Here is a 21,254-nt window from a genome sequence, read left to right on the forward strand (position 1 = left end):
GCGCACACTTTTCCCCTGGCTCAAAAACCGTTGAGTTTGCGATCGCGTGCCCACTCTTGTGGGGTGTACGCCTTGATCGACAGGGCATGAATGCGGTTGTCCGCAAGGTACTCCATCAGCGGGCCGTAGATAGTCTGCTGCTTCTTAACCCGGCTCATGCCATCAAACATCTCACCCACGGCAATGACCTGGAAGTGGCTGCCATCGCCAGAAACGAGAACTTCCTGAAGGGAGAGTGCGTTCATCAGCACGGTCTGAATTTCATTATTTTCCATAGGTTCGCATTTCATTTGAGAGTGAAAACAAGCCCCACATCTTAGAGGAAAGTGGCGCGGTCTTAAACAAGCAAAAAGCCCCATCGTTGAGATTGATGGGGCTTTATCAGAAACCACAACAGTAACGTGCTGAAACTGTTAGGGGATCATGCCTTCCGGCAGGTTATACAAGCTTTTCAGGGTCGCCAGTTTTTCGCTTACCCCTTCCAGGCTCGGGGTACGCCCCTGTGCGCGGATAAGTTCAACCAGATGCACCAGCAGCGCCAGGCCAGCCGTATCAACACGGCTAAGGCCGCTGAGGTCGAGAACCGACACGCCCTGGGTCGCTTCACCTCTGGCATCCCACAGGGACACCAGAAAATCCTGATCCAGTTCACCGTGCAGCGCCAGGCGTTCACCATCGCGCTTCCAGCTTAGCGGTTCGGCCATTATTTTTTCTGATCCAGGGTGATTGGCTGTGCAGAAATGGATTTCAGCTGTGCGGTCAGGCCGTCAATGCCTTTGGTGCGCAGCAGGTCGCTCCATTCGTTCTGCTTGGTGGTGATCATGCTCACCCCTTCCGCAATCATGTCATAGGCCTGCCAGTTACCCGTCTGGGTATTTTTACGCCACTGGAAGTCCAGGCGTACCGGAGGGCGGCCGTTCGGGTCGATGATGGTCACACGGATAGGCACGATGGTCGCATCGCCCAGCGGCTGTTCTGGCGCAATCTGGTAGGTCTGACCGTGGTACATTGCCAGCGCCTGACCGTACGCCTGTTTCAGGTATTCACGGAAAGCGGTGAAGTAAGCTTCACGCTGCGCAGGGGTCGCGTCTTTATAGTAACGGCCCAGCACCAGCGCACCGGCGTATTTCACCTGTACGTACGGCAGCAGTTCCTGATCGACCACGTCGCGCAGGTAGTTCGGGTTAGAACGAATCTTAGGTTGTTCATTCTTCAGGCGATCGAACGTCTTCTGCGCCGCTTCATTCATCAGCTTATAAGGGTTGGTTTGGTCTGCCGCAGTGGCCGCCGTCAGCGGCGCAATCACCAGCATGGCGACCATCAGTAAACGTTTAAACATGTCGAGTATCTCCTGAGATTAATTCGTCGCGCCAGTCGCAGGCGTCGCTGTACCAGTATGTCCATCTGCAGAACCCTGCGCATCGCCTGAATTCTGATTGTCGCTGCCTTTGCTGTTGTAAAGGAATTGGCCAATCAGGTCTTCCAGTACCATCGCTGATTTAGTGTCCTGGATGATACCGCCATCTTTAAGGATAGACGTTCCCAGTTCAGGGTCTTCAAAGCCGACGTTCAGCGCCAGATACTGTTCGCCGAGCAGACCAGAGGTACGAATGGCCAGCGAACTGGTATCAGGGATATGGTTATAGCGATCTTCGATGTCGATTGCGACGCGCGGTAAGTAGGTTTTCGGATCCAGTTCAATATCCGCAACGCGACCAATCACTACGCCGCCAATTCGCACCGGTGAACGGTTTTTCAGGCCGCCGATGTTATCGAAGGTGGCGTAAATGCGGTAGGTTGGTTCTGATTTCATTGACGATACGTCCGCCGCTTTCAGGCAGATAAACAGCGCCGCCAGCAGGGCAACCAACAAAAAAATACCGACCCAGATTTCACTCTTTTTCGTTTGCATTCACTCAATTCCCAAACATCAGTGCCGTCAGCACAAAGTCCAGCCCAAGAACCGCCAGCGAGGAGTGCACCACGGTGCGCGTCGTCGCCCGGCTAATTCCGGCAGAAGTGGGGATCGCATCGTAACCGTTAAATAACGCAATCCATGTCACCGTAATGGCGAAAACAACGCTCTTGATCAGGCAGTTCACCAGATCCAGACGCCAGTCCACCGCATTTTGCATTGCCGACCAGAAGAACCCGGCATCAATACCTTTCCAGCTTACGCCGACCAGCGAACCGCCCCAGATGCCGACCGCCACGAAGATAATGGTCAGCAGCGGCAGCGAGATAACGCCCGCCCACAAACGAGGGGAGATAACGCGACGCAGCGGATCCACCGCCATCATCTCCATGCTGGAAAGTTGCTCGGTAGCGCGCATCAGGCCAATTTCCGCGGTCAGCGCAGAACCCGCACGCCCGGCAAACAGCAGCGCGGCAACCACCGGCCCCAGTTCACGCAGCAGCGACAGTGCCACCAGCATGCCAAGACTGGTCTCAGCGCTATAGGTGGTCAGCACCAGGTAGCCCTGCAGTCCCAGCACCATGCCGATAAACACGCCCGACACGATGATGATGACCAGAGAGAGCACGCCGACGTTATACAGCTGGCGAACCAGCAGCGGCGCGTGTTTGCGGAACTCCGGCTTGCCGACAACGGCATTGAATAACATTAACCCAGCGCGCCCGAACGTCGCGACGGTCTTGATCCCGCGATGTCCAAGCGCTGCCAGTGCATTTAACAGCATGAGTAGATTAGCTCCCTGTGCCGATGAGATCGCGGCGATAGTCGCCCGCAGGATAACGGAACGGCACCGGGCCGTCGGCAATACCGTCGAGGAACTGACGCACTCGAGGATCGCTATTTTCCTGCAATGAAGAGGCGCTGCCGTGCGCGACGATTTTCTGGTCCGCCACGATATAAGCGTAATCCGCAATGCTCAGCACTTCCGGCACATCGTGAGAAACCACAATACAGGTGACACCCAGCGCACTGTTGAGTTCAGAAATCAGCTTTACCAACACGCCCATGGTAATAGGGTCCTGGCCGACGAAAGGCTCGTCGAACATGATGAGATCTGGCTCCAGCGCAATGGCGCGCGCCAGCGCGGCGCGACGGGCCATACCGCCGGACAGCTCCGATGGCATCAGCTTTGCGGCACCGCGCAGACCAACGGCCTCCAGCTTCATCATCACCGTGCTTTTCAGCAGCGGCGCCGGTAGACGGGTGTGCTCGCGAATCGGATATGCCACATTGTCGAACACGTTCATGTCGGTAAACAGCGCACCGGACTGAAACAGCATGCTCATACGCTTACGTACGGTATAGAGGCGGGAGCGCGACATCTTCGGCACGTTCTCACCATCAAAGAGGATCTCTCCGCTATCTGGGGGGATCTGCCCGCCAATCAGGCGCAGCAGTGTGGTCTTGCCAATCCCCGACGGGCCCATAATCGCGGTGATTTTTCCGCGCGGCACCGAGAGCGAGATATTGTCGAAGATGACCCGACTGCCACGTGAAAACGTGACGTCTCGCACCTCGACCAGATTCTCGATATTTTGGCTCATAGGCTTACCTTTCCAGGTCCTTAAGTAGAGCAAACTCCTGCTTGCCCCCGCATTCTTACAGAATCCTAACCGCTCTGGTTAACGAAATCTGGCATTTGTTTTACTTTTCCAGCGCATAAAGTCAAAATTAGGAATTCGTTACGTCCAGACGTGCGGACCGGCGATTATACCCGAATAAAGGACTTTAGATGCTTTTAGCTACGGCTCTGTTAATAATTGGTTTACTTCTGGTGGTCTACAGCGCCGACCGCCTCGTGTACTCCGCCTCGATTCTGTGCCGTGCTTTAGGTGTCCCTCCTCTGATTATAGGTATAACCGTTGTCAGCATCGGTACCTCACTGCCGGAAATCATCGTTTCTGCCGCTGCGTCGCTGCACGGACAGGTCGATCTGGCCATCGGCACCGCCGTCGGCTCCAACATCGTCAACATTTTGCTGATCCTCGGGCTGACCGCCCTGTTCCACCCATTTACCGTGCATTCTGATATTCTGCGCCGCGAATTACCGCTAATGTTGGTAGTGAGCCTGGTAGCAGGCTATGTGTTGTATGATGGCGAACTGTCATGGTTTGACGGCGTCTTTTTATTTATTCTGGCCGGGCTCTGGCTGTTGTTTATCATTAAAATAGCCCGCCTTGCCGAGCGCGAGGGTAACGATAAATTTACCCAGGAGCAGCTGGCCGAACTACCGCGCGACGGGTCGCTGCCCGTTGCCTGCCTCTGGCTCGGCGTGGCGCTGATTATCATGCCGATGGCGACCCAGATGGTGATTGATAATGCTACCGTGCTGGCCAATTACTTCGCCATGAGCGAACTGACCATTGGCCTGACGATTATCGCGCTGGGCACTAGCCTGCCGGAGCTGGCGACCGCCATTGCTGGCGTACGTAAAGGCGAAAACGATATTGCGGTCGGCAATATCATCGGCTCGAATTTCTTTAATATTGCTATCGTGCTGGGGCTCCCTGCCCTTATCGCGCCAGGGGCGTTTAACCCTCTCGCGTATACCCGGGACTACGGCGTGATGATGCTGGTCAGCGTGGTCTTCGCCCTGCTGTGCTGGCGCCGCCGCCAGGTAGGGCGCGTCGCGGGCGTGTTGTTGATCGGCGGTTTTGTGGTATGGCTGGCGCTGCTCTACTGGGGCACGCCGCTTTTCATCGAATGAACTGGGATAACACTATGTCGCAAATAGATTTGCCGTCAGATTTCAACTTCCAGCAGGCTGGAAGAGAGGTTCTGGCGATTGAACGGGAAGGGCTGGAACAGCTTGATCAATACATTAATCAGGATTTCAGCGAAGCCTGCGAGAAGATCTTCTACTGCACCGGCAAAGTGGTGGTCATGGGGATGGGCAAGTCCGGGCACATAGGCCGCAAGATGGCAGCCACTTTCGCCAGCACCGGTACTTCCGCCTTCTTCGTTCATCCTGGTGAAGCGGCGCACGGCGATTTAGGCATGGTCACCCCGCAGGACGTGGTCATCGCCCTGTCGAACTCCGGCGAGTCCAACGAAATTCTGGCGCTAATCCCGGTGTTAAAGCGCCTTCGCGTCCCGCTTATCTGCATGACCAGCAAACCGGAAAGCAGCATGGGCCGCGCGGCGGATATTCATTTATGTGTCAAAGTTCCGCGCGAAGCCTGCCCGCTCGGGCTAGCCCCAACCTCCAGCACCACGGCAGCACTGGTGATGGGCGATGCGCTGGCGGTGGCGTTACTGAAGGCTCGCGGTTTTACTGCTGAAGATTTTGCCCTTTCGCACCCCGGCGGGGCACTGGGTCGTAAGCTTCTGCTGCGCGTTAACGATATTATGCATACGGGTGCTGAGATTCCGCATGTTAGCGTTGACGCGTCGCTGCGCGATGCTCTGCTGGAGATTACCCGCAAAAATCTGGGCATGACTGCCATCTGCGATGACAATATGCAGATCAAAGGTATTTTCACCGATGGTGACCTGAGACGCATCTTCGATACCGGCGCCGATGTGCGCAGTCTCGGCATCGCTGACGTGATGACGCCTGGCGGTATTCGTATCCGCCCAGGCATGCTGGCCGTCGATGCGCTGAATCTGATGCAATCCCGTCATATTACCTGCGTGCTGGTTGCCGATGGCGACCATCTGCTAGGTGTGATACATATGCACGACCTACTGCGCGCAGGCGTAGTGTAATCAAGGATATAAAGAATGAGTAATGCTGTCGCATCGGTCGCCACCTGTTATGGCCCGGTGAGTCCACAATTTATGGCGAAGGCGGAGAAAATCCGCCTGCTGATCCTCGACGTTGACGGGGTGCTTTCTGACGGCCTTATCTACATGGGCAACAGCGGTGAAGAGCTGAAAGCCTTTAACGTCCGCGACGGCTACGGCGTGCGCTGCGCCCTCACCTCAGATATCGACGTGGCGATTATTACCGGGCGAAAGGCTAAACTGTTAGAAGACCGCTGCGCCACGCTCGGCATCACCCATCTTTACCAGGGGCAGTCGGATAAACTGATCGCCTACCGCGAGCTGATAGCAAAACTGAATCTCCAGCCGGATGAAGTTGCCTACGTTGGCGATGACCTGATCGACTGGCCGGTGATGGCCGAAATTGGTCTTAGCATCGCCGTCGCGGATGCGCACCCTCTGCTGTTACCGAAAGCCGATTACGTGACGCGTATTGCGGGCGGTCGCGGTGCGGTTCGTGAAGTCTGCGACCTGCTGCTAATGGCGCAAGGGAAGCTGGAAGAAGCCAAAGGGCAATCGATATGAGTAAAACCAGACGTTGGGTTATCATTGTGTTATCGCTGGTTGCGCTTGTCCTGATCGGCCTGAACCTGGCCGATAAAGACGACAGCAGCCAGGCCGTCGTTAACGCAAACGATCCAACCTACCAAAGCGAACATACCGATACCGTGGTGTACAGCCCCGAGGGCGCGCTCAGCTACCGGTTAATTGCCGAGCACGTGGAGTATTTTTCCGACCAGGCGTTGTCATGGTTTACCCACCCGTTTTTGACAACCTATGACACCAGCAAGGTGCCGACCTGGTCGATTAAAGCAGATAAAGCCAAACTCACTAATGACCGCATGCTGTATCTCTATGGACACGTTGAAATCAACGCGCTGACAGAAGACGCACAACTGCGTAAGATTACTACGGATAATGCCCAGGTGAACCTGACGACTCAGGACGTTTCCTCTGACGATCTGGTGACGTTATACGGAACAACATTTAATTCCAGCGGCCTGAAAATGCGCGGCAATTTACGCAGCAAAAACGCCGAGCTGATTGAAAAGGTTAGAACCTCTTATGAAATTCAGAACAAACAAACTCAGCCTTAAGCTGGCACTTGCCGGTTCCTTGCTGGCCGCCAGCCTGCCGGCAATGGCGCTTACCGGCGATACCAATCAGCCGATTCATATCGAATCCGATCAGCAGTCGCTGGATATGCAGGGCAACATCGTGACCTTCACCGGTAACGTCGTGGTGACCCAGGGCAGTATCAAAATCAACGCCGATAAGGTCGTCGTGACACGTCCGGCTGACCAGAAAGGCAAAGAAGTCATCGACGGCTACGGTAATCCGGCCACCTTCTACCAGATGCAGGACAACGGCAAGCCGGTAAAAGGCCGCGCCTCGAAAATGCATTATGAGCTGGCAAATGACTTCGTGGTGCTGACCGGCAACGCTTACCTTGAGCAACTGGATAGCAACATCAAAGGCGACAAGATCACTTATCTGGTCAAAGAGCAGAAAATGCAGGCGTTTAGCGACAAAGGTAAACGCGTAACCACCGTGCTGGTTCCATCGCAGCTGCAGGACAAGTCCAAGGACCAGGTTCCGGCACAGAAGAAGAGTAACTAATTCGTTATGGCGACATTAACTGCAAAAAATCTGGCGAAGGCCTACAAAGGCCGCCGCGTGGTGGAAGATGTCAGTCTGACCGTGAATTCCGGTGAGATTGTGGGTCTGCTTGGGCCAAACGGCGCGGGCAAAACCACCACCTTCTACATGGTGGTAGGGATCGTTCCGCGTGATGCCGGCAATATCATCATCGACGATGAAGACATCAGCCTGCTGCCGCTGCACGCCCGCGCGCGTCGCGGTATCGGCTATCTGCCGCAGGAAGCCTCCATCTTCCGTCGTCTGAGCGTCTACGACAACCTGATGGCGGTGCTGCAGATCCGTGACGATCTGAGCAACGAACAGCGTGAAGACCGCGCCAAAGAGTTGATGGAAGAGTTCCACATCGAGCATCTGCGCGACAGCCTTGGCCAGGCGCTTTCCGGCGGTGAACGTCGCCGTGTTGAAATCGCCCGCGCGCTGGCGGCAAACCCGAAATTTATCCTGCTGGATGAACCGTTTGCCGGCGTTGACCCGATTTCCGTTATCGATATTAAACGCATCATTGAACACCTCCGCGACAGCGGCCTTGGCGTGCTGATCACCGACCACAACGTACGTGAAACGCTGGCCGTGTGTGAACGCGCTTATATCGTCAGCCAGGGGCACCTGATTGCCCACGGTACCCCTCAGGAGATCCTACAAGACGAACATGTTAAACGCGTGTATCTTGGGGAAGACTTCAGACTCTGATAGGGTAGTGGTTTACGACGTTAGCGGGAGATATTCGTTCTGAACATGAAGCAAGGTTTGCAATTAAGGCTCAGCCAACAGCTTGCCATGACGCCACAGCTGCAGCAGGCAATCCGTCTGCTGCAACTGTCTACGCTGGAACTTCAGCAGGAACTCCAGCAGGCGCTGGAGAGCAACCCCCTGCTTGAGCAAACCGATCTTCACGAAGAAGTAGAGACTCAGGAAACCGTCGATAACGAAACGCTGGACAGCGTCGATGCGCTGGAAAAGCCCGATATGCCCGAAGAGTTGCCGCTCGACGCCAGCTGGGATGAAATCTACACCGCCGGAACCCCTTCCGGGACCGGCGCTGATTATCAGGACGATGAATTACCGGTTTATCAGGGTGAAACTACCCAGTCGCTTCAGGATTATCTGATGTGGCAGGTTGAGCTGACGCCGTTCACCGATACTGACCGGGCGATTGCCACCTCGATAGTCGACGCGGTGGACGATACCGGCTACCTCACCGTCACGGTGGAAGACATTCTTGAAGGCATTGGCGACGAAGAGGTTGGCCTTGATGAAGTGGAAGCCGTGCTCAAACGGATCCAACGCTTCGATCCGGTCGGCGTCGCCGCCAAAGATCTTCGCGATTGCCTGCTGATCCAACTTTCCCAGTTCTCCCCCACTACGCCGCGTATCGCTGAAGCCCGTTTGATTATCAGCGATCATCTCGATCTGCTCGCCAACCATGATTTCCGTTCGCTGATGCGCGTCACGCGACTGAAAGAGGACGTGTTGAAAGAGGCGGTAGATCTGATTCAGTCACTGGATCCGCGCCCGGGTCAATCGATCCAGACCGGCGAACCGGAGTATGTGATCCCCGACGTACTGGTGCGCAAAGTGAGCGATCGCTGGGTCGTTGAGCTGAACGCCGACAGCATTCCGCGTCTGCAGATCAACCAACACTACGCGGGAATGTGCAACAACGCCCGTAACGACGCCGACAGCCAGTTTATCCGCAGCAACCTGCAGGACGCAAAATGGCTGATTAAGAGCCTTGAGAGCCGTAACGATACGCTGCTGCGGGTCAGCCGCTGCATCGTTGAACAGCAGCAGGCCTTTTTCGATCTCGGCGAAGAGTATATGAAACCGATGGTACTGGCGGATATCGCCCAGACCGTCGAGATGCACGAGTCCACGATTTCGCGTGTTACCACGCAAAAGTATTTGCATAGCCCACGAGGCATTTTCGAGCTTAAGTATTTCTTCTCCAGTCACGTGAGTACCGAGGGCGGCGGCGAAGCCTCTTCCACGGCGATTCGCGCGCTGGTTAAGAAATTAATTGCCGCGGAGAACCCCGCAAAACCACTGAGCGACAGTAAACTGACCACCATGCTCTCTGAACAGGGTATCATGGTGGCACGGCGTACCGTTGCAAAGTACCGAGAGTCTTTATCCATTCCGCCGTCTAACCAGCGTAAACAGCTGGTTTGACACAACTGATAAGGAAGACACTATGCAACTCAACATCACTGGACACAACGTCGAAATTACCGATGCGATGCGCGAATTTGTGAATACGAAATTCGTTAAGCTCGAACAGTATTTCGAGAGGATCAATCAGGTCTACATTGTGTTGAAGGTGGAGAAATTGACGCACATCTCGGATGCAACGTTGCATGTTAACGGGGGCGAACTTCATGCTAGCGCGGAAGGCAAGGATATGTACGCCGCCATCGACGGTTTGATCGACAAACTGGCGAGACAGTTAAACAAGCATAAAGACAAACTAAAACAACATTGATTGTCCGAGCAGTCGCCCGATATGCCCGCATACCGGGCGATGCTTAGGTGAAATTATGACAAATAACGATTCGGCTCTTCAACTGAGCAATGTCCTTAACCAGGAATGTACCCGCAGTGCTGTGCACTGTCAGAGTAAAAAGCGTGCGCTGGAAATCATCAGCGAGCTGGCGGCAAAACAGCTGAGCCTGCCTCCGCAGGTGGTCTTTGAAGCTATTTTGACCCGCGAGAAGATGGGCAGTACCGGTATTGGTAACGGTATCGCTATTCCTCACGGCAAGCTGGAAGAAGATACGCTGCGCGCGGTTGGTGTGTTTGTGCAGTTGGAAACCCCGATCGCCTTTGATGCTATCGACAATCAGCCCGTCGATTTACTCTTTGCGCTCCTGGTGCCGGCAGACCAGACCAAAACCCATCTGCACACGCTGTCCCTGGTGGCAAAACGTCTGGCGGATAAAACCATTTGCCGTCGTCTGCGCGCCGCGCAGAGCGACGAAGAGCTGTATCAAATCATCACCGATACGGAAACTCACGATGATGCATAGTGGACATCACATCGTACTGAGGAGAAACGGTACATGGTACTGATGATCGTCAGCGGCCGCTCAGGCTCGGGAAAATCGGTCGCCTTGCGCGCGCTGGAAGATATGGGCTTTTACTGCGTCGATAACCTGCCGGTCGTGCTGCTGCCAGAACTGGCAAAAACGCTCGCCGACCGGGAAATATCGGCCGCCGTCAGCATCGACGTGCGTAACATGCCCGAATCACCGGAAATCTTTGAGCGGGCCATGGAAAACCTGCCGGATAACTTCTCCCCGCAACTGTTGTTCCTTGATGCCGATCGCAACACCCTGATTCGCCGCTACAGCGACACCCGCCGCCTACACCCCCTCTCCAGTAAGAATCTGTCGCTGGAAAGCGCCATTGATGAAGAGAGTAACCTGCTGGAGCCGCTGCGCTCTCGCGCCGACCTTATCGTCGATACCTCCGAGATGTCGGTTCACGAACTGGCGGAAATGCTGCGTACTCGCCTGCTGGGCAAACGCGAGCGTGAGCTGACGATGGTGTTCGAGTCCTTCGGCTTCAAGCACGGCATTCCGATTGACGCCGACTACGTCTTCGACGTCCGTTTCCTGCCGAACCCACACTGGGATCCTAAGCTGCGTCCAATGACCGGCCTGGACAAACCGGTAGCCGCGTTCCTTGACAGGCACACGGAAGTTCACAACTTTATCTATCAAACACGCAGCTATCTTGAGCTATGGTTACCTATGCTGGAAACCAATAACCGTAGCTATCTGACCGTGGCGATTGGTTGTACCGGCGGTAAACACCGTTCGGTCTACGTTGCCGAACAGCTGGCTGACTACTTCCGCTCGCGCGGCAAGAACGTGCAGTCTCGTCATCGGACGCTGGAAAAACGCAAATCATGACCGTAAAGCAGACCGTTGAGATAACCAATAAGCTGGGCATGCACGCCCGCCCGGCGATGAAGCTGTTTGAGTTGATGCAAAATTTCGACGCTGAGGTTCTACTGCGTAACGATGAAGGGACCGAAGCGGAGGCGAATAGCGTGATTGCGCTGCTGATGCTGGACTCTGCCAAAGGCCGTCAGATTGAGGTCGAGGCCACCGGGCCGCAGGAAGAAGAGGCGCTGGCCGCGGTGATTGCGCTGTTTAACGCCGGGTTTGACGAAGACTAGTCTCGTAGGCCGGATAAGGCGTTTACGCCGCCATCCGGCAATACCGCGGTGCCTTACAATGCCTGATGGCGCTACGCTTATCAGGCCTACAAAATTCACCGCAGCCTGCGGCTAATACAGCTTATTCTCCCGCATAAACCCTTCACCGCCCAGCTGACGCATCTGGCGTAAAATCCACGCCTGACGGCTGCGCACATACCCTGACGGCGCACTGGCTTTAAAACGGATCGGGTTAGGCAACACCGCGGCTAGCAGCGCGGCTTCCGCCATCGTCAGCTTGCTCGCAGGCTTATGGAAATAGCGTTGAGACGCTGCTTCCACGCCAAAAATACCGTCGCCGAATTCGGCAATATTCAGATAGACGGTCAGAATACGCTTCTTACTCCAGACCGTCTCCATACCCAGCGTCAGACCGGCTTCCAGTCCTTTACGTACCCAGCTGCGCCCGTCCCACAAAAACAGGTTCTTCGCCGTCTGCTGCGACAACGTGGAGGCACCGCGAATCCGGTTTTCATTACGCTCGTTATGCGCCAGCGCTTTCTCTATCGCCGAGACATCAAAACCCCAATGATCCGGGAATTTCTGATCCTCAGCGGCGATCACCGCCAGCCCCATAAACGGTGAGATAGCGTCCATGCTAACCCAATCAGAGTGCGCCACGTAGCCAAAGTCGCCCGTCATCCAGGCGCCAATTTGACGCTCAATCATCACTGCGGAGAATGGAACCGGCAGAAAACTAAACGCGGCAATACCGCCGCCCCAGAAAAGCGCCAGCAGCAGCAGTAGTCGCCAGAACAGTTGTTTTAGCCCCGCTACCTTCCTCAAAGCCATCTTCTTCACGCTAACTCTCTGACGCCGATTAATATTTCTGATTAAGTCGTTATGCTTCACACATTTTACTGATTCACGTAACAAAAATTTTAAGTTTTGCTATCTTATTGAGCGTGCAATCGTATTTCAGGTTGTGTCAAAAACAAAAAAATAGAGCTAATCAGCTGACGCAGCCACCAGTTCCCTGGTGTTGGCGCAGTATTCGCGCACCCCGGTCAAGCCGGGGTCATTTTTTATCAGCGTTCGCTACCCACGCTTTCAGCACCGCGACGTCCTGCTGCCACTCGGACTTCATCTCTTCAACCCATTCACCCACGTTATCCCACCAGGCAGGTAAATCCGGCGACTGGATCTGCTGCCCCAGTTGCTGCAGGTGGCGCAGACCGACGGAGCCAGCTGCGCCTTTGATCTTATGACCTTCCTCAACGATACCTTTTTGATCCCGCGCGGTCAGGTTCGACTCCAGCACCGCCAGGTAGCCCGGCATCATCTTCTCGAAGACCGCCAGACCGTCGGTAATCAGCTTCGGCCCAACCAGATCGATGTACTGCTCCAGCATTGGAATATCCAGTAACTGCTGTGATTTGCTGCTCTCTACAGGGGTCACGGCACTCTCCTCTTCGTCTTCAACGGTATCCCAGAACTTCTTAATCATCGCGGTCAACGCCGGTACCGAGAGCGGTTTGCTCAGCACATCGTCCATACCGGCTTCCAGATACTCTTTCTTATCTTTCAGCACGTTCGCCGTCAGTGCCACCAGCGGCGGCAGATCGTCTGCGTGGTATTTGCTGGTGAGCTGGCGGGATATATCCAGCCCGGTCATGTCCGGCAGCTGGATATCCAGCAGCACCAGGTCATATTCACCGGGGGTAAACATCTCCAGCGCGTCTTTACCGGTCATCGCCACGTCGACGCTGTTACCCAGCTTCTCAAGCACCGAGCGGGCCACAATCACGTTCAACTCGATATCTTCCACCAGAAGGACGTGCAGTGCCGGCAGCGGCAGCTCATCGTCCTCAAATGCATCTTCAACCTCTTCCGCTACCGCCGGTGCATGCACCGTCAGGGTGAAGGTGGCGCCATGCCCGGCCTGGCTTGAGACTTCAATATCGCCGCCCATGCTTTTCGCTAGACGGCGAGAAACCGCCAGCCCAATACCTGTTCCGGTAGCAGGCTTGCCGCCCTGGCTGTCTTTAACCTGATAATACATGGCGAAGATTTTATCCTGCTCTTCCTGCGGGATACCGATACCGGAGTCTTCCACTTCAAAGTGGAGCATGTCGCCTGCGTCATAGCGCACGCGCACCGTCACGCTCCCCTGCTGAGTGAACTTCACGGCGTTGCTGATAAGGTTCCACAGAATCTGGCGCAGTCGCGTACCGTCGGTAATCACCTTATGCGGTAGCGGCAGCGTGGGCTCCATCACGAAGCGTAGTCCTTTTTGCTGCGCCTGCAGGCCAGAGAGGTTTTCCAGATCGGCCAGGAAACCGGTGAAATCGACCGGCTGGTTGTCCAACTGGACTTTCCGGCGTTCCATTTTGTCCATGTCGATAATATCGTTGAAGATATTGCCCAGCGTAACCGCAGAAACATGAATGGTTTTCAGGTATTTTTCCTGCTCAGCGGTCAGGTTGGTGTCGAGCAGAATGCGACTCAAGCCGACGATGCCATTCAGCGGCGTGCGCAGCTCGTGGCTGATGGTGGAGATAAAGGTGGTCTTGTCGCGGCTGGCACGCTCAAGCGCGTCCTGATAGCGTTTACGCTCGGTAATATCGCGACCAAAGCCCATCAGGCCGTGGCGTTTACCGACGCGGTCATAGTACGGCACTTTACGAATCTCAAAGCAGGCTTTGCGGCCATCAGGGTAATCAAGCCACTGTTCGTAGGTCAGTGAGACGTTATGACGGAAGACCTTCTCATCGGTTTCAATGACTTTCGCCGCCGCTTCCGGGGCATAAACCTCTTCCGGGTGCAGGTGAATCAGCTGCTTCTCGCTTTTGCCCGTCAGCAGTTCCATCGCACGGTTACAGCCGGAAAACTCTTTATCTTCATTGCGATAGAAGACTAAATCGGGAGAGGCATCGAGGAAGGAGCGCAGGAAAGAAGATTGCTGTTCGAGGCGGATCTGCGTCTCTTCACGCTCCTGCACCTCAATACGCAGCTGTTCGAGCGTCGCGAGACGCTCGGCCTCGGCCTTTTCACGGTCGCTAATTTCCTGATTCAGCTGAGAAATATTGTCTTTGAGCTGGACGTTCAGCTTGAGGTCGCGTTCGCGCATCTCTTCAAGCTTTTCCACCAACCGGGAGAGACGCTGTCGGGACTCTTCCAGCTGTTCCACCACCACCGACAGGAAGTAGACCGCCCAGGGGGTAATCAGCAAGCCGAAGAAGATAGAGCGAATAACATCAATGCTTTCAACCTGACCGTGCAGCACCATGGTCACCGCCATCTGTACCACAATAGCCAGTACCACCAGCGCCAACGCCAACAGTAATGAGAAACGTACCAGACCCAGCTTCATCATCAGGTCGACGTAATACTGCGCCAGCATACGGATTTGCTTCATAAGGGATTCCTTAACGACAACGTCGTTCAATCATACCCAATTCTGAGCGTGGCGCGGTAGGTTGTGAGAAAAATGCGGGGATTATCTACTAATTGGGCCTCGGAGCCATTCCCGGCGCGCTTCGCTTGGCCGGGCTACACTGCTGTTGTAGGCCGGATAAAGCAACGCCGCCATCTGGCAAGGCGCACAGGGGTGCCAGATAGCGCTATGGCTGCACCCACGGTGTGCCCAGTGCTGAACCCTGCACACCATGCTCATTCAGGTATTTATCCAGCTCCACCATCCCGGTCCAGCGGTTCTCACACCACAGCGGGGCCAGCAGCGTCGGTCGGCGGGCGCTGGCGGAAATGCGATGATAAATCACCTCTGGCGGCGTATGGCGAATCATCTCACCTGCGGTGACCGTATAGTCGTCCAGCGCAATGCCGTTCAGACGCCCGGCTTCCCAGGCTTTCGCCATAATGCTGCCGGTAACGATATGCAGCGGATGCAGCTTAATGCCGTCGACGCCCGTTTCAACTACCTGCTGGAGCGTCTCCAGACAATCACGCTGCCCTTCGCCCGGCAGACCGACAATCAGGTGGCTGCACACCTTCAGGCCGCGTTCGCGCGCCAGACGGGTGGTATTCTGATAGCAGGCAAAATCATGGCCGCGGTTAATACGGTGCAGCGTTTTATCGTGTGCCGTTTGCAGACCGAGTTCCAGCCACACTTCATAGCCCTGCTCGTGGTATACACTCAGCAGGTCGAGCACCGCCTCCGGCACGCAGTCCGGGCGCGTACCGACGCACAGCCCGACGATATTGGCCTGGCTGATGGCCTGCTGGTACATCGACCGCAGCACCTGCACTTCGGCAAAGGTGCTGGTATAGGCCTGAAAGTAGGCCAGGTAGCGTTTTGCGCGATTCACCAGGTTCGCCTGGTGCGCCAGCTGCTCGGCAATCGACTTATGTTGCTGCTCTTCATCGGCGAACGAGGCCACGTTGCAGAACGTGCAGCCACCGCGGCCGATGGTGCCATCGCGGTTAGGACAGCTAAATCCACCATGCAGCGTCAGTTTATGAACCTTTTCGCCGTAACGACGCGTAAGATCCCCACCAAACATATTGACTAATTTTTGTAACTGCATAATCTGATAGACCGGCCTGAAGAAAGGGGCCAAGCCTGCCATTTTTAGTCTCGATCGGCGATGACCTGGATCAATCGTCATGTAGACCTTTTACCCCATTGCATAACCAATCAAAATAACTGCAATTTCATTCACAGCCATATAGATTATTTTTACTTATGTTCAGCGCCTAATTTGCAATAATCTATCTGTCGTTGAAAAACAGAGTGATCCTATACCCCCACACTCCATGCCAGCATTAAATGCTACTTATCGTGATATAAACAGTGCATGACGATTAAAACAGCGCTTTCAGATAGTGAGACAGATCACACTAGCTAATCCCATTCAGCACGCTTAACGCCAGCCCAAAACGACTGTTTTTTCTTATATATCATCACGTTAATTGCTCTATAGCACATTTCTGTATAAATAAGATTGCCATTTGACCTATGTATCGATTCCCGATAAGTTGGGAATCCGCTGGAAGCTTTCTGGATGAGCAGCCTGCTCATCATATTTATGCAGTAATTGAGATTCCCTCTTAAGCAAGTCCTCAAACTTGTGCGACCTACGCGAAAAGGATAAAAGAGGGCGAATGCGAGGTTAGGCAGATGAATGCCATACCCCGTCGCCATGCTCTTGCTGTGCCTTGCGCGCAATCGATTAAGGGGGCGTCCCGTAGAGCCTGGGGAGGTTCACTGATATGTTGTACGATAAATCCCTTGAGAGGGATAACTGTGGTTTCGGCCTGATCGCCCACATAGAAGGCGAACCTAGCCACAAGGTAGTGCGTACCGCGATACACGCACTGGCCCGAATGCAGCACCGCGGCGCGATTCTCGCCGACGGTAAAACCGGTGACGGTTGTGGCCTGCTGCTGCAAAAACCTGACCGTTTCTTTCGCATCGTCGCCGAAGAACGCGGCTGGCGCTTAGCGAAAAACTATGCCGTTGGGATGCTGTTCCTGAACAAAGATCCTGAACTGGCTGCGGCGTCTCGCCGTGTTGTAGAAGAAGAACTGCAGCGTGAAACCCTGTCTATCGTCGGCTGGCGCGATGTGCCAACCAATGAAGGCGTATTGGGTGAGATCGCCCTCTCCTCTCTGCCTCGCATTGAACAAATCTTTGTAAACGCCCCTGCGGGCTGGCGCCCACGCGATATGGAACGCCGCCTGTTTATCGCCCGTCGCCGTATCGAAAAACGCCTCCAGGAAGATAAAGACTTCTACGTTTGTAGCCTGTCGAACCTGGTCAACATCTATAAAGGTCTGTGTATGCCGGCGGATTTGCCGCGCTTCTACCTGGACCTTGCGGACCTGCGTCTGGAATCAGCCATCTGCCTGTTCCACCAGCGCTTCTCCACTAACACCGTTCCTCGCTGGCCGCTGGCTCAGCCGTTCCGCTATCTGGCGCACAACGGTGAAATCAACACCATCACCGGTAACCGCCAGTGGGCACGTGCGCGTACCTATAAGTTCCAGACCCCGCTGATCCCGGATCTCCACGACGCCGCGCCGTTCGTTAACGAAACCGGCTCCGACTCCAGCTCCATGGATAACATGCTTGAGCTGCTGCTGGCGGGCGGGATGGACATCATCCGCGCCATGCGTCTGCTGGTGCCACCGGCCTGGCAGAACAACCCGGATATGGACCCGGATCTGCGTTCGTTCTTCGACTTTAACTCCATGCACATGGAGCCGTGGGACGGCCCGGCAGGTATCGTCATGTCTGACGGTCGCTACGCCGCCTGTAACCTCGACCGTAACGGTCTGCGTCCCGCGCGCTACGTCATCACCAAAGACAAGCTCATCACCTGCGCCTCTGAAGTCGGCATCTGGGACTACCAGCCTGACGAAGTGGTCGAAAAAGGCCGCGTAGGCCCGGGCGAGCTGATGGTTATCGACACCCGCAGCGGCCGCATTCTGCACTCTGCTGAAACCGACAACGATCTGAAAAGCCGCCACCCGTACAAAGAGTGGATGGAGAAGAACGTTCGCCGCCTGGTACCGTTTGAAGATCTGGCCGACGACCGCGTTGGCAGCCGTGAGCTGGACGACGATACCCTCGCCAGCTACCAGAAACAGTTTAACTACAGCGCCGAAGAGCTGGATTCCGTTATCCGCGTACTCGGTGAAAACGGCCAGGAAGCGGTCGGCTCAATGGGTGACGATACCCCGTTCGCCGTGCTCTCCAGCCAGCCGCGTATCATTTACGACTACTTCCGTCAGCAGTTTGCGCAGGTGACCAACCCGCCAATCGACCCGCTGCGTGAAGCACACGTGATGTCGCTGGCGACCAGCATCGGCCGCGAGATGAACGTCTTCTGCGAAGCAGAAGGCCAGGCGCACCGCCTGAGCTTCAAATCACCGATTCTGCTGTACTCCGATTTCAATCAGCTCACTACGATGAAAGAGGAGCACTACCGCGCCGACACGCTGGATATCACCTTCGATGTGACGGAAACCAACCTCGAAGAGACGGTGAAAGCGCTGTGCGATAAAGCCGAACAGATGGTCCGTAACGGTACCGTACTGCTGGTGCTCTCTGACCGTAACATCGCTAAAAATCGTCTGCCGGTACCGGCACCGATGGCGGTAGGCGCTATCCAGACCCGTCTGGTTGATAAGAGCCTGCGCTGCGATGCCAACATCATCGTCGAAACCGCTAGCGCCCGTGACCCGCACCACTTTGCGGTGCTGCTCGGCTTTGGCGCCACGGCTATCTACCCGTACCTGGCTTATGAAACCCTGGGTCGTCTCATCGATACGCATGCTATCGAGAAAGACTACCGCACGGTGATGCTGAACTACCGTAACGGCATCAACAAAGGCCTGTACAAGATCATGTCCAAAATGGGCATCTCGACCATCGCGTCTTACCGTTGCTCCAAGCTGTTTGAAGCGGTCGGCCTGCACGATGATGTGGTCGATAACTGCTTCCAGGGCGTGGTGAGTCGCATCGGCGGCGCGTCGTTCGATGACTTCCAGCAAGATTTGCTGAACCTGTCGAAGCGTGCCTGGCTGGCGCGTAAACCGCTGGAACAGGGCGGCCTGCTGAAGTACGTCCACGGTGGCGAATACCACGCCTACAACCCGGACGTGGTACGCACCCTGCAACAGGCGGTACAGAGCGGCGAATACAGCGATTACAAAGAATATGCAGAGCTGGTGAACAACCGCCCTGCAGCAACGCTGCGCGACCTACTGGCGATTAGCCCGAACGGTGAAACCGTCAACCTGGCCGACGTTGAGCCAGCAAGCGACCTGTTCAAGCGTTTCGATACCGCTGCGATGTCTATCGGCGCACTGAGCCCGGAAGCACACGAAGCGCTGGCCGAAGCAATGAACAGCATCGGCGGCAACTCGAACTCCGGCGAAGGCGGCGAAGACCCGGCGCGTTACGGCACCAACAAAGTGTCACGCATCAAGCAGGTGGCTTCCGGTCGCTTTGGCGTGACGCCAGCGTACCTGGTTAACGCTGACGTGATTCAGATTAAAGTTGCCCAGGGCGCGAAGCCAGGTGAAGGCGGCCAGCTGCCGGGTGATAAAGTCACCCCGTACATCGCCAAACTGCGCTACTCCGTACCGGGCGTGACGCTGATTTCACCTCCGCCACACCACGATATTTACTCTATCGAGGATCTGGCGCAGCTGATTTTCGACCTGAAACAGGTCAACCCGAAAGCGATGATCTCCGTGAAGCTGGTTTCCGAACCGGGCGTGGGCACCATCGCAACCGGCGTGGCAAAAGCCTATGCCGACCTTATCACCATCGCTGGCTACGACGGCGGCACCGGTGCAAGCCCACTCTCCTCCGTGAAGTACGCAGGCTGCCCGTGGGAACTGGGTCTGGTTGAAACGCAGCAGGCGCTGGTTGCAAACGGCCTGCGTCACAAGATTCGTCTGCAGGTGGACGGCGGCCTGAAAACGGGCGTCGACATCATTAAAGCGGCAATCCTCGGTGCAGAAAGCTTCGGCTTCGGTACCGGGCCAATGGTGGCGCTGGGCTGTAAATACCTGCGTATTTGCCACCTGAACAACTGCGCTACCGGCGTAGCAACTCAGGATGAGAAACTGCGTAAGAACCACTACCACGGCCTGCCGTTCAAAGTGACCAACTACTTTGAATTCATCGCCCGTGAAGTGCGCGAGCTGATGGCTGAACTGGGCGTAACCCGCCTCGTTGACCTGATTGGCCGCACCGACCTGCTCAAAGAGCTGGATGGCTTCACCGCCAAGCAGCAGAAACTGGAGCTGTCTCGCCTGCTGGAAACCGCGCAGCCACATCCTGGCAAAGCGCTGTACTGCACCGAGAACAACCCGCCGTTTGATAACGGCGTGCTGAACGCGCAGCTGCTGCAGCAGGCAAAACCGTTTGTGGATGAGCGCCAGAGCAAAACCTTCTGGTTTGATATCCGCAACACTGACCGTTCCGTTGGCGCATCGCTGTCTGGCTACATTGCCCAAACGCACGGCGACCAGGGGCTGGCAGCGGACCCAATCAAAGCGCACTTCAGCGGTACCGCGGGCCAGAGCTTCGGTGTATGGAACGCAGGCGGCGTTGAGCTGTACCTGACCGGCGATGCCAACGACTATGTCGGTAAAGGCATGGCGGGCGGTCTGCTGGCGATTCGCCCTCCGGTGGGTTCATCCTTCCGCAGCTTTGAGGCGAGCATCATCGGCAACACCTGTCTGTACGGCGCGACCGGCGGTCGTCTGTACGCCGCAGGCCGTGCGGGTGAACGTTTCGGCGTGCGTAACTCCGGGGCGATTACCGTGGTAGAAGGCATCGGCGACAACGGTTGTGAATACATGACCGGCGGTATCGTCTGCGTGCTGGGCAAAACGGGCGTCAACTTCGGTGCTGGTATGACTGGCGGCTTCGCCTACGTACTGGATGAAGACGGTGATTTCCGCAAACGCGTGAACCCGGAACTGGTGGAAGTGCTGGACGTCGACACGCTGGCCATTCACGAAGAGCACCTGCGCGGTCTGATTACCGAGCATGTGCAGCTGACCGGTTCTTCCCGTGGCGAAGAGATCCTGGCGCACTGGGAGACTTACTCCGCGAAGTTCGCGCTGGTTAAGCCGAAGTCCAGTGATGTGAAAGCCCTGTTGGGTCACCGTAGTCGTAGCGCAGCTGAGCTGCGTGTGCAGGCGCAGTAA

At 55.7% G+C, this 21,254-nt stretch carries 21 protein-coding genes; 12 read left to right on the forward strand and 9 right to left on the reverse strand.

What is annotated here, in order from left to right; genetic code table 11:
• Nucleotides 1-20 precede the first annotated feature (20 nt).
• From ibaG to mlaF, 6 genes are all read right to left on the reverse strand, one after another.
• Nucleotides 21-275: a BolA family iron metabolism protein IbaG gene (gene ibaG / locus ACLGE8_RS09085; RefSeq protein WP_035891140.1), complete on the reverse strand. Its 255-nt coding sequence runs from the start codon at nucleotides 273-275 to the stop codon at nucleotides 21-23.
• Nucleotides 276-413: 138 nt separating this feature from the next.
• Complete coding sequence (gene mlaB, locus ACLGE8_RS09090) at nucleotides 414-704, reverse strand: lipid asymmetry maintenance protein MlaB (protein WP_410998034.1); 291 nt, start codon at nucleotides 702-704, stop codon at nucleotides 414-416.
• Nucleotides 704-1,339 (reverse strand): phospholipid-binding protein MlaC, encoded by a 636-nt coding sequence (gene mlaC, locus ACLGE8_RS09095; protein ID WP_035891146.1) that lies wholly within the window; start codon nucleotides 1,337-1,339, stop codon nucleotides 704-706. Before mlaC ends, mlaB begins: the two co-directional genes overlap by 1 nt.
• Before the next feature lie 18 nt (nucleotides 1,340-1,357).
• A complete protein-coding gene (gene mlaD, locus ACLGE8_RS09100) occupies nucleotides 1,358-1,912 on the reverse strand; it encodes an outer membrane lipid asymmetry maintenance protein MlaD (protein WP_185667801.1) in 555 nt (184 codons plus the stop codon).
• A gap of 4 nt (nucleotides 1,913-1,916) precedes the next feature.
• Nucleotides 1,917-2,699, reverse strand: a complete 783-nt coding sequence (mlaE, locus tag ACLGE8_RS09105; protein ID WP_185667800.1) for a lipid asymmetry maintenance ABC transporter permease subunit MlaE — start codon at nucleotides 2,697-2,699, stop codon at nucleotides 1,917-1,919.
• Between the two features lie 7 nt (nucleotides 2,700-2,706).
• Entirely contained in the window at nucleotides 2,707-3,519 is an 813-nt protein-coding gene (gene mlaF, locus ACLGE8_RS09110) for a phospholipid ABC transporter ATP-binding protein MlaF (protein ID WP_185667799.1), read from the reverse strand.
• A gap of 188 nt (nucleotides 3,520-3,707) precedes the next feature.
• Between mlaF and ACLGE8_RS09115 the strand changes: the two genes are divergently transcribed.
• Genes ACLGE8_RS09115 through npr form a run of 11 tightly spaced genes read left to right on the forward strand, consistent with a single transcriptional unit; the run spans nucleotide 3,708 to nucleotide 11,582 of the window.
• Entirely contained in the window at nucleotides 3,708-4,682 is a 975-nt protein-coding gene (locus ACLGE8_RS09115; RefSeq protein ID WP_333496260.1) for a calcium/sodium antiporter, read from the forward strand.
• 14 nt (nucleotides 4,683-4,696) lie between these two features.
• Complete coding sequence (gene kdsD, locus ACLGE8_RS09120) at nucleotides 4,697-5,683, forward strand: arabinose-5-phosphate isomerase KdsD (protein ID WP_410998038.1); 987 nt, start codon at nucleotides 4,697-4,699, stop codon at nucleotides 5,681-5,683.
• Nucleotides 5,684-5,698: 15 nt separating this feature from the next.
• Nucleotides 5,699-6,265 (forward strand): 3-deoxy-manno-octulosonate-8-phosphatase KdsC, encoded by a 567-nt coding sequence (gene kdsC / locus ACLGE8_RS09125; RefSeq protein WP_410998040.1) that lies wholly within the window; start codon nucleotides 5,699-5,701, stop codon nucleotides 6,263-6,265.
• Nucleotides 6,262-6,837, forward strand: coding sequence for an LPS export ABC transporter periplasmic protein LptC (gene lptC, locus ACLGE8_RS09130; RefSeq protein WP_410998042.1), 576 nt, complete (start codon nucleotides 6,262-6,264; stop codon nucleotides 6,835-6,837). Before kdsC ends, lptC begins: the two co-directional genes overlap by 4 nt.
• Nucleotides 6,806-7,360 carry a lipopolysaccharide ABC transporter substrate-binding protein LptA gene (lptA, locus tag ACLGE8_RS09135; protein WP_410998044.1) on the forward strand — a complete coding sequence of 185 codons (555 nt, stop codon included), beginning with the start codon at nucleotides 6,806-6,808 and terminating at the stop codon, nucleotides 7,358-7,360. Before lptC ends, lptA begins: the two co-directional genes overlap by 32 nt.
• Nucleotides 7,361-7,366: 6 nt before the next feature.
• A complete protein-coding gene (lptB, locus tag ACLGE8_RS09140; protein ID WP_035891167.1) occupies nucleotides 7,367-8,092 on the forward strand; it encodes an LPS export ABC transporter ATP-binding protein in 726 nt (241 codons plus the stop codon).
• Between the two features lie 45 nt (nucleotides 8,093-8,137).
• Nucleotides 8,138-9,571: an RNA polymerase factor sigma-54 gene (gene rpoN / locus ACLGE8_RS09145; RefSeq protein ID WP_410998046.1), complete on the forward strand. Its 1,434-nt coding sequence runs from the start codon at nucleotides 8,138-8,140 to the stop codon at nucleotides 9,569-9,571.
• A 22-nt stretch (nucleotides 9,572-9,593) separates the two neighbouring features.
• Nucleotides 9,594-9,881: a ribosome hibernation promoting factor gene (gene hpf / locus ACLGE8_RS09150; RefSeq protein ID WP_185667793.1), complete on the forward strand. Its 288-nt coding sequence runs from the start codon at nucleotides 9,594-9,596 to the stop codon at nucleotides 9,879-9,881.
• A 55-nt stretch (nucleotides 9,882-9,936) separates the two neighbouring features.
• Nucleotides 9,937-10,425, forward strand: a complete 489-nt coding sequence (gene ptsN / locus ACLGE8_RS09155; protein WP_035891171.1) for a PTS IIA-like nitrogen regulatory protein PtsN — start codon at nucleotides 9,937-9,939, stop codon at nucleotides 10,423-10,425.
• Nucleotides 10,426-10,458: 33 nt separating this feature from the next.
• A complete protein-coding gene (rapZ, locus tag ACLGE8_RS09160) occupies nucleotides 10,459-11,313 on the forward strand; it encodes an RNase adapter RapZ (RefSeq protein WP_035891172.1) in 855 nt (284 codons plus the stop codon).
• Complete coding sequence (gene npr, locus ACLGE8_RS09165) at nucleotides 11,310-11,582, forward strand: PTS phosphocarrier protein NPr (RefSeq protein ID WP_185667791.1); 273 nt, start codon at nucleotides 11,310-11,312, stop codon at nucleotides 11,580-11,582. Before rapZ ends, npr begins: the two co-directional genes overlap by 4 nt.
• A 111-nt stretch (nucleotides 11,583-11,693) precedes the next feature.
• Here npr and mtgA read toward each other — a convergent pair whose 3' ends face one another.
• From mtgA to ACLGE8_RS09180, 3 genes are all read right to left on the reverse strand, one after another.
• Nucleotides 11,694-12,413: a monofunctional biosynthetic peptidoglycan transglycosylase gene (gene mtgA / locus ACLGE8_RS09170; RefSeq protein WP_368299563.1), complete on the reverse strand. Its 720-nt coding sequence runs from the start codon at nucleotides 12,411-12,413 to the stop codon at nucleotides 11,694-11,696.
• A gap of 226 nt (nucleotides 12,414-12,639) precedes the next feature.
• Complete coding sequence (arcB, locus tag ACLGE8_RS09175; RefSeq protein ID WP_410998049.1) at nucleotides 12,640-14,979, reverse strand: aerobic respiration two-component sensor histidine kinase ArcB; 2,340 nt, start codon at nucleotides 14,977-14,979, stop codon at nucleotides 12,640-12,642.
• A gap of 205 nt (nucleotides 14,980-15,184) precedes the next feature.
• Nucleotides 15,185-16,108, reverse strand: coding sequence for a TIGR01212 family radical SAM protein (locus ACLGE8_RS09180; protein WP_410998051.1), 924 nt, complete (start codon nucleotides 16,106-16,108; stop codon nucleotides 15,185-15,187).
• 685 nt (nucleotides 16,109-16,793) lie between these two features.
• Here ACLGE8_RS09180 and gltB point away from each other — a divergent pair.
• The gene (gene gltB / locus ACLGE8_RS09185; protein WP_410998053.1) at nucleotides 16,794-21,254 is read left to right on the forward strand and encodes a glutamate synthase large subunit; all 4,461 of its coding nucleotides are present in this window, start codon (nucleotides 16,794-16,796) and stop codon (nucleotides 21,252-21,254) included.

It is taken from the genome of Kluyvera sp. 142486, assembly GCF_046569695.1.
Taxonomy (GTDB): domain Bacteria; phylum Pseudomonadota; class Gammaproteobacteria; order Enterobacterales; family Enterobacteriaceae; genus Kluyvera.

Excerpts from the sequence above, each read along its gene's own strand:
- ptsN (WP_035891171.1), top strand. The coding sequence starts at position 9,937 with ATGACAAATAACGATTCGGCTCTTCAACTGAGCAATGTCCTTAACCAG.
- arcB (WP_410998049.1), bottom strand. The coding sequence starts at position 14,979 with ATGAAGCAAATCCGTATGCTGGCGCAGTATTACGTCGACCTGATGATG.
- rpoN (WP_410998046.1), top strand. The coding sequence starts at position 8,138 with ATGAAGCAAGGTTTGCAATTAAGGCTCAGCCAACAGCTTGCCATGACG.
- mlaB (WP_410998034.1), bottom strand. The coding sequence starts at position 704 with ATGGCCGAACCGCTAAGCTGGAAGCGCGATGGTGAACGCCTGGCGCTG.
- mlaF (WP_185667799.1), bottom strand. The coding sequence starts at position 3,519 with ATGAGCCAAAATATCGAGAATCTGGTCGAGGTGCGAGACGTCACGTTT.
- hpf (WP_185667793.1), top strand. The coding sequence starts at position 9,594 with ATGCAACTCAACATCACTGGACACAACGTCGAAATTACCGATGCGATG.
- ibaG (WP_035891140.1), bottom strand. The coding sequence starts at position 275 with ATGGAAAATAATGAAATTCAGACCGTGCTGATGAACGCACTCTCCCTT.
- mlaE (WP_185667800.1), bottom strand. The coding sequence starts at position 2,699 with ATGCTGTTAAATGCACTGGCAGCGCTTGGACATCGCGGGATCAAGACC.
- mlaC (WP_035891146.1), bottom strand. The coding sequence starts at position 1,339 with ATGTTTAAACGTTTACTGATGGTCGCCATGCTGGTGATTGCGCCGCTG.
- lptB (WP_035891167.1), top strand. The coding sequence starts at position 7,367 with ATGGCGACATTAACTGCAAAAAATCTGGCGAAGGCCTACAAAGGCCGC.
- npr (WP_185667791.1), top strand. The coding sequence starts at position 11,310 with ATGACCGTAAAGCAGACCGTTGAGATAACCAATAAGCTGGGCATGCAC.
- kdsC (WP_410998040.1), top strand. The coding sequence starts at position 5,699 with ATGAGTAATGCTGTCGCATCGGTCGCCACCTGTTATGGCCCGGTGAGT.
- lptC (WP_410998042.1), top strand. The coding sequence starts at position 6,262 with ATGAGTAAAACCAGACGTTGGGTTATCATTGTGTTATCGCTGGTTGCG.
- kdsD (WP_410998038.1), top strand. The coding sequence starts at position 4,697 with ATGTCGCAAATAGATTTGCCGTCAGATTTCAACTTCCAGCAGGCTGGA.
- lptA (WP_410998044.1), top strand. The coding sequence starts at position 6,806 with ATGAAATTCAGAACAAACAAACTCAGCCTTAAGCTGGCACTTGCCGGT.
- ACLGE8_RS09180 (WP_410998051.1), bottom strand. The coding sequence starts at position 16,108 with ATGCAGTTACAAAAATTAGTCAATATGTTTGGTGGGGATCTTACGCGT.
- rapZ (WP_035891172.1), top strand. The coding sequence starts at position 10,459 with ATGGTACTGATGATCGTCAGCGGCCGCTCAGGCTCGGGAAAATCGGTC.
- gltB (WP_410998053.1), top strand. The coding sequence starts at position 16,794 with ATGTTGTACGATAAATCCCTTGAGAGGGATAACTGTGGTTTCGGCCTG.
- ACLGE8_RS09115 (WP_333496260.1), top strand. The coding sequence starts at position 3,708 with ATGCTTTTAGCTACGGCTCTGTTAATAATTGGTTTACTTCTGGTGGTC.
- mtgA (WP_368299563.1), bottom strand. The coding sequence starts at position 12,413 with ATGGCTTTGAGGAAGGTAGCGGGGCTAAAACAACTGTTCTGGCGACTA.
- mlaD (WP_185667801.1), bottom strand. The coding sequence starts at position 1,912 with ATGCAAACGAAAAAGAGTGAAATCTGGGTCGGTATTTTTTTGTTGGTT.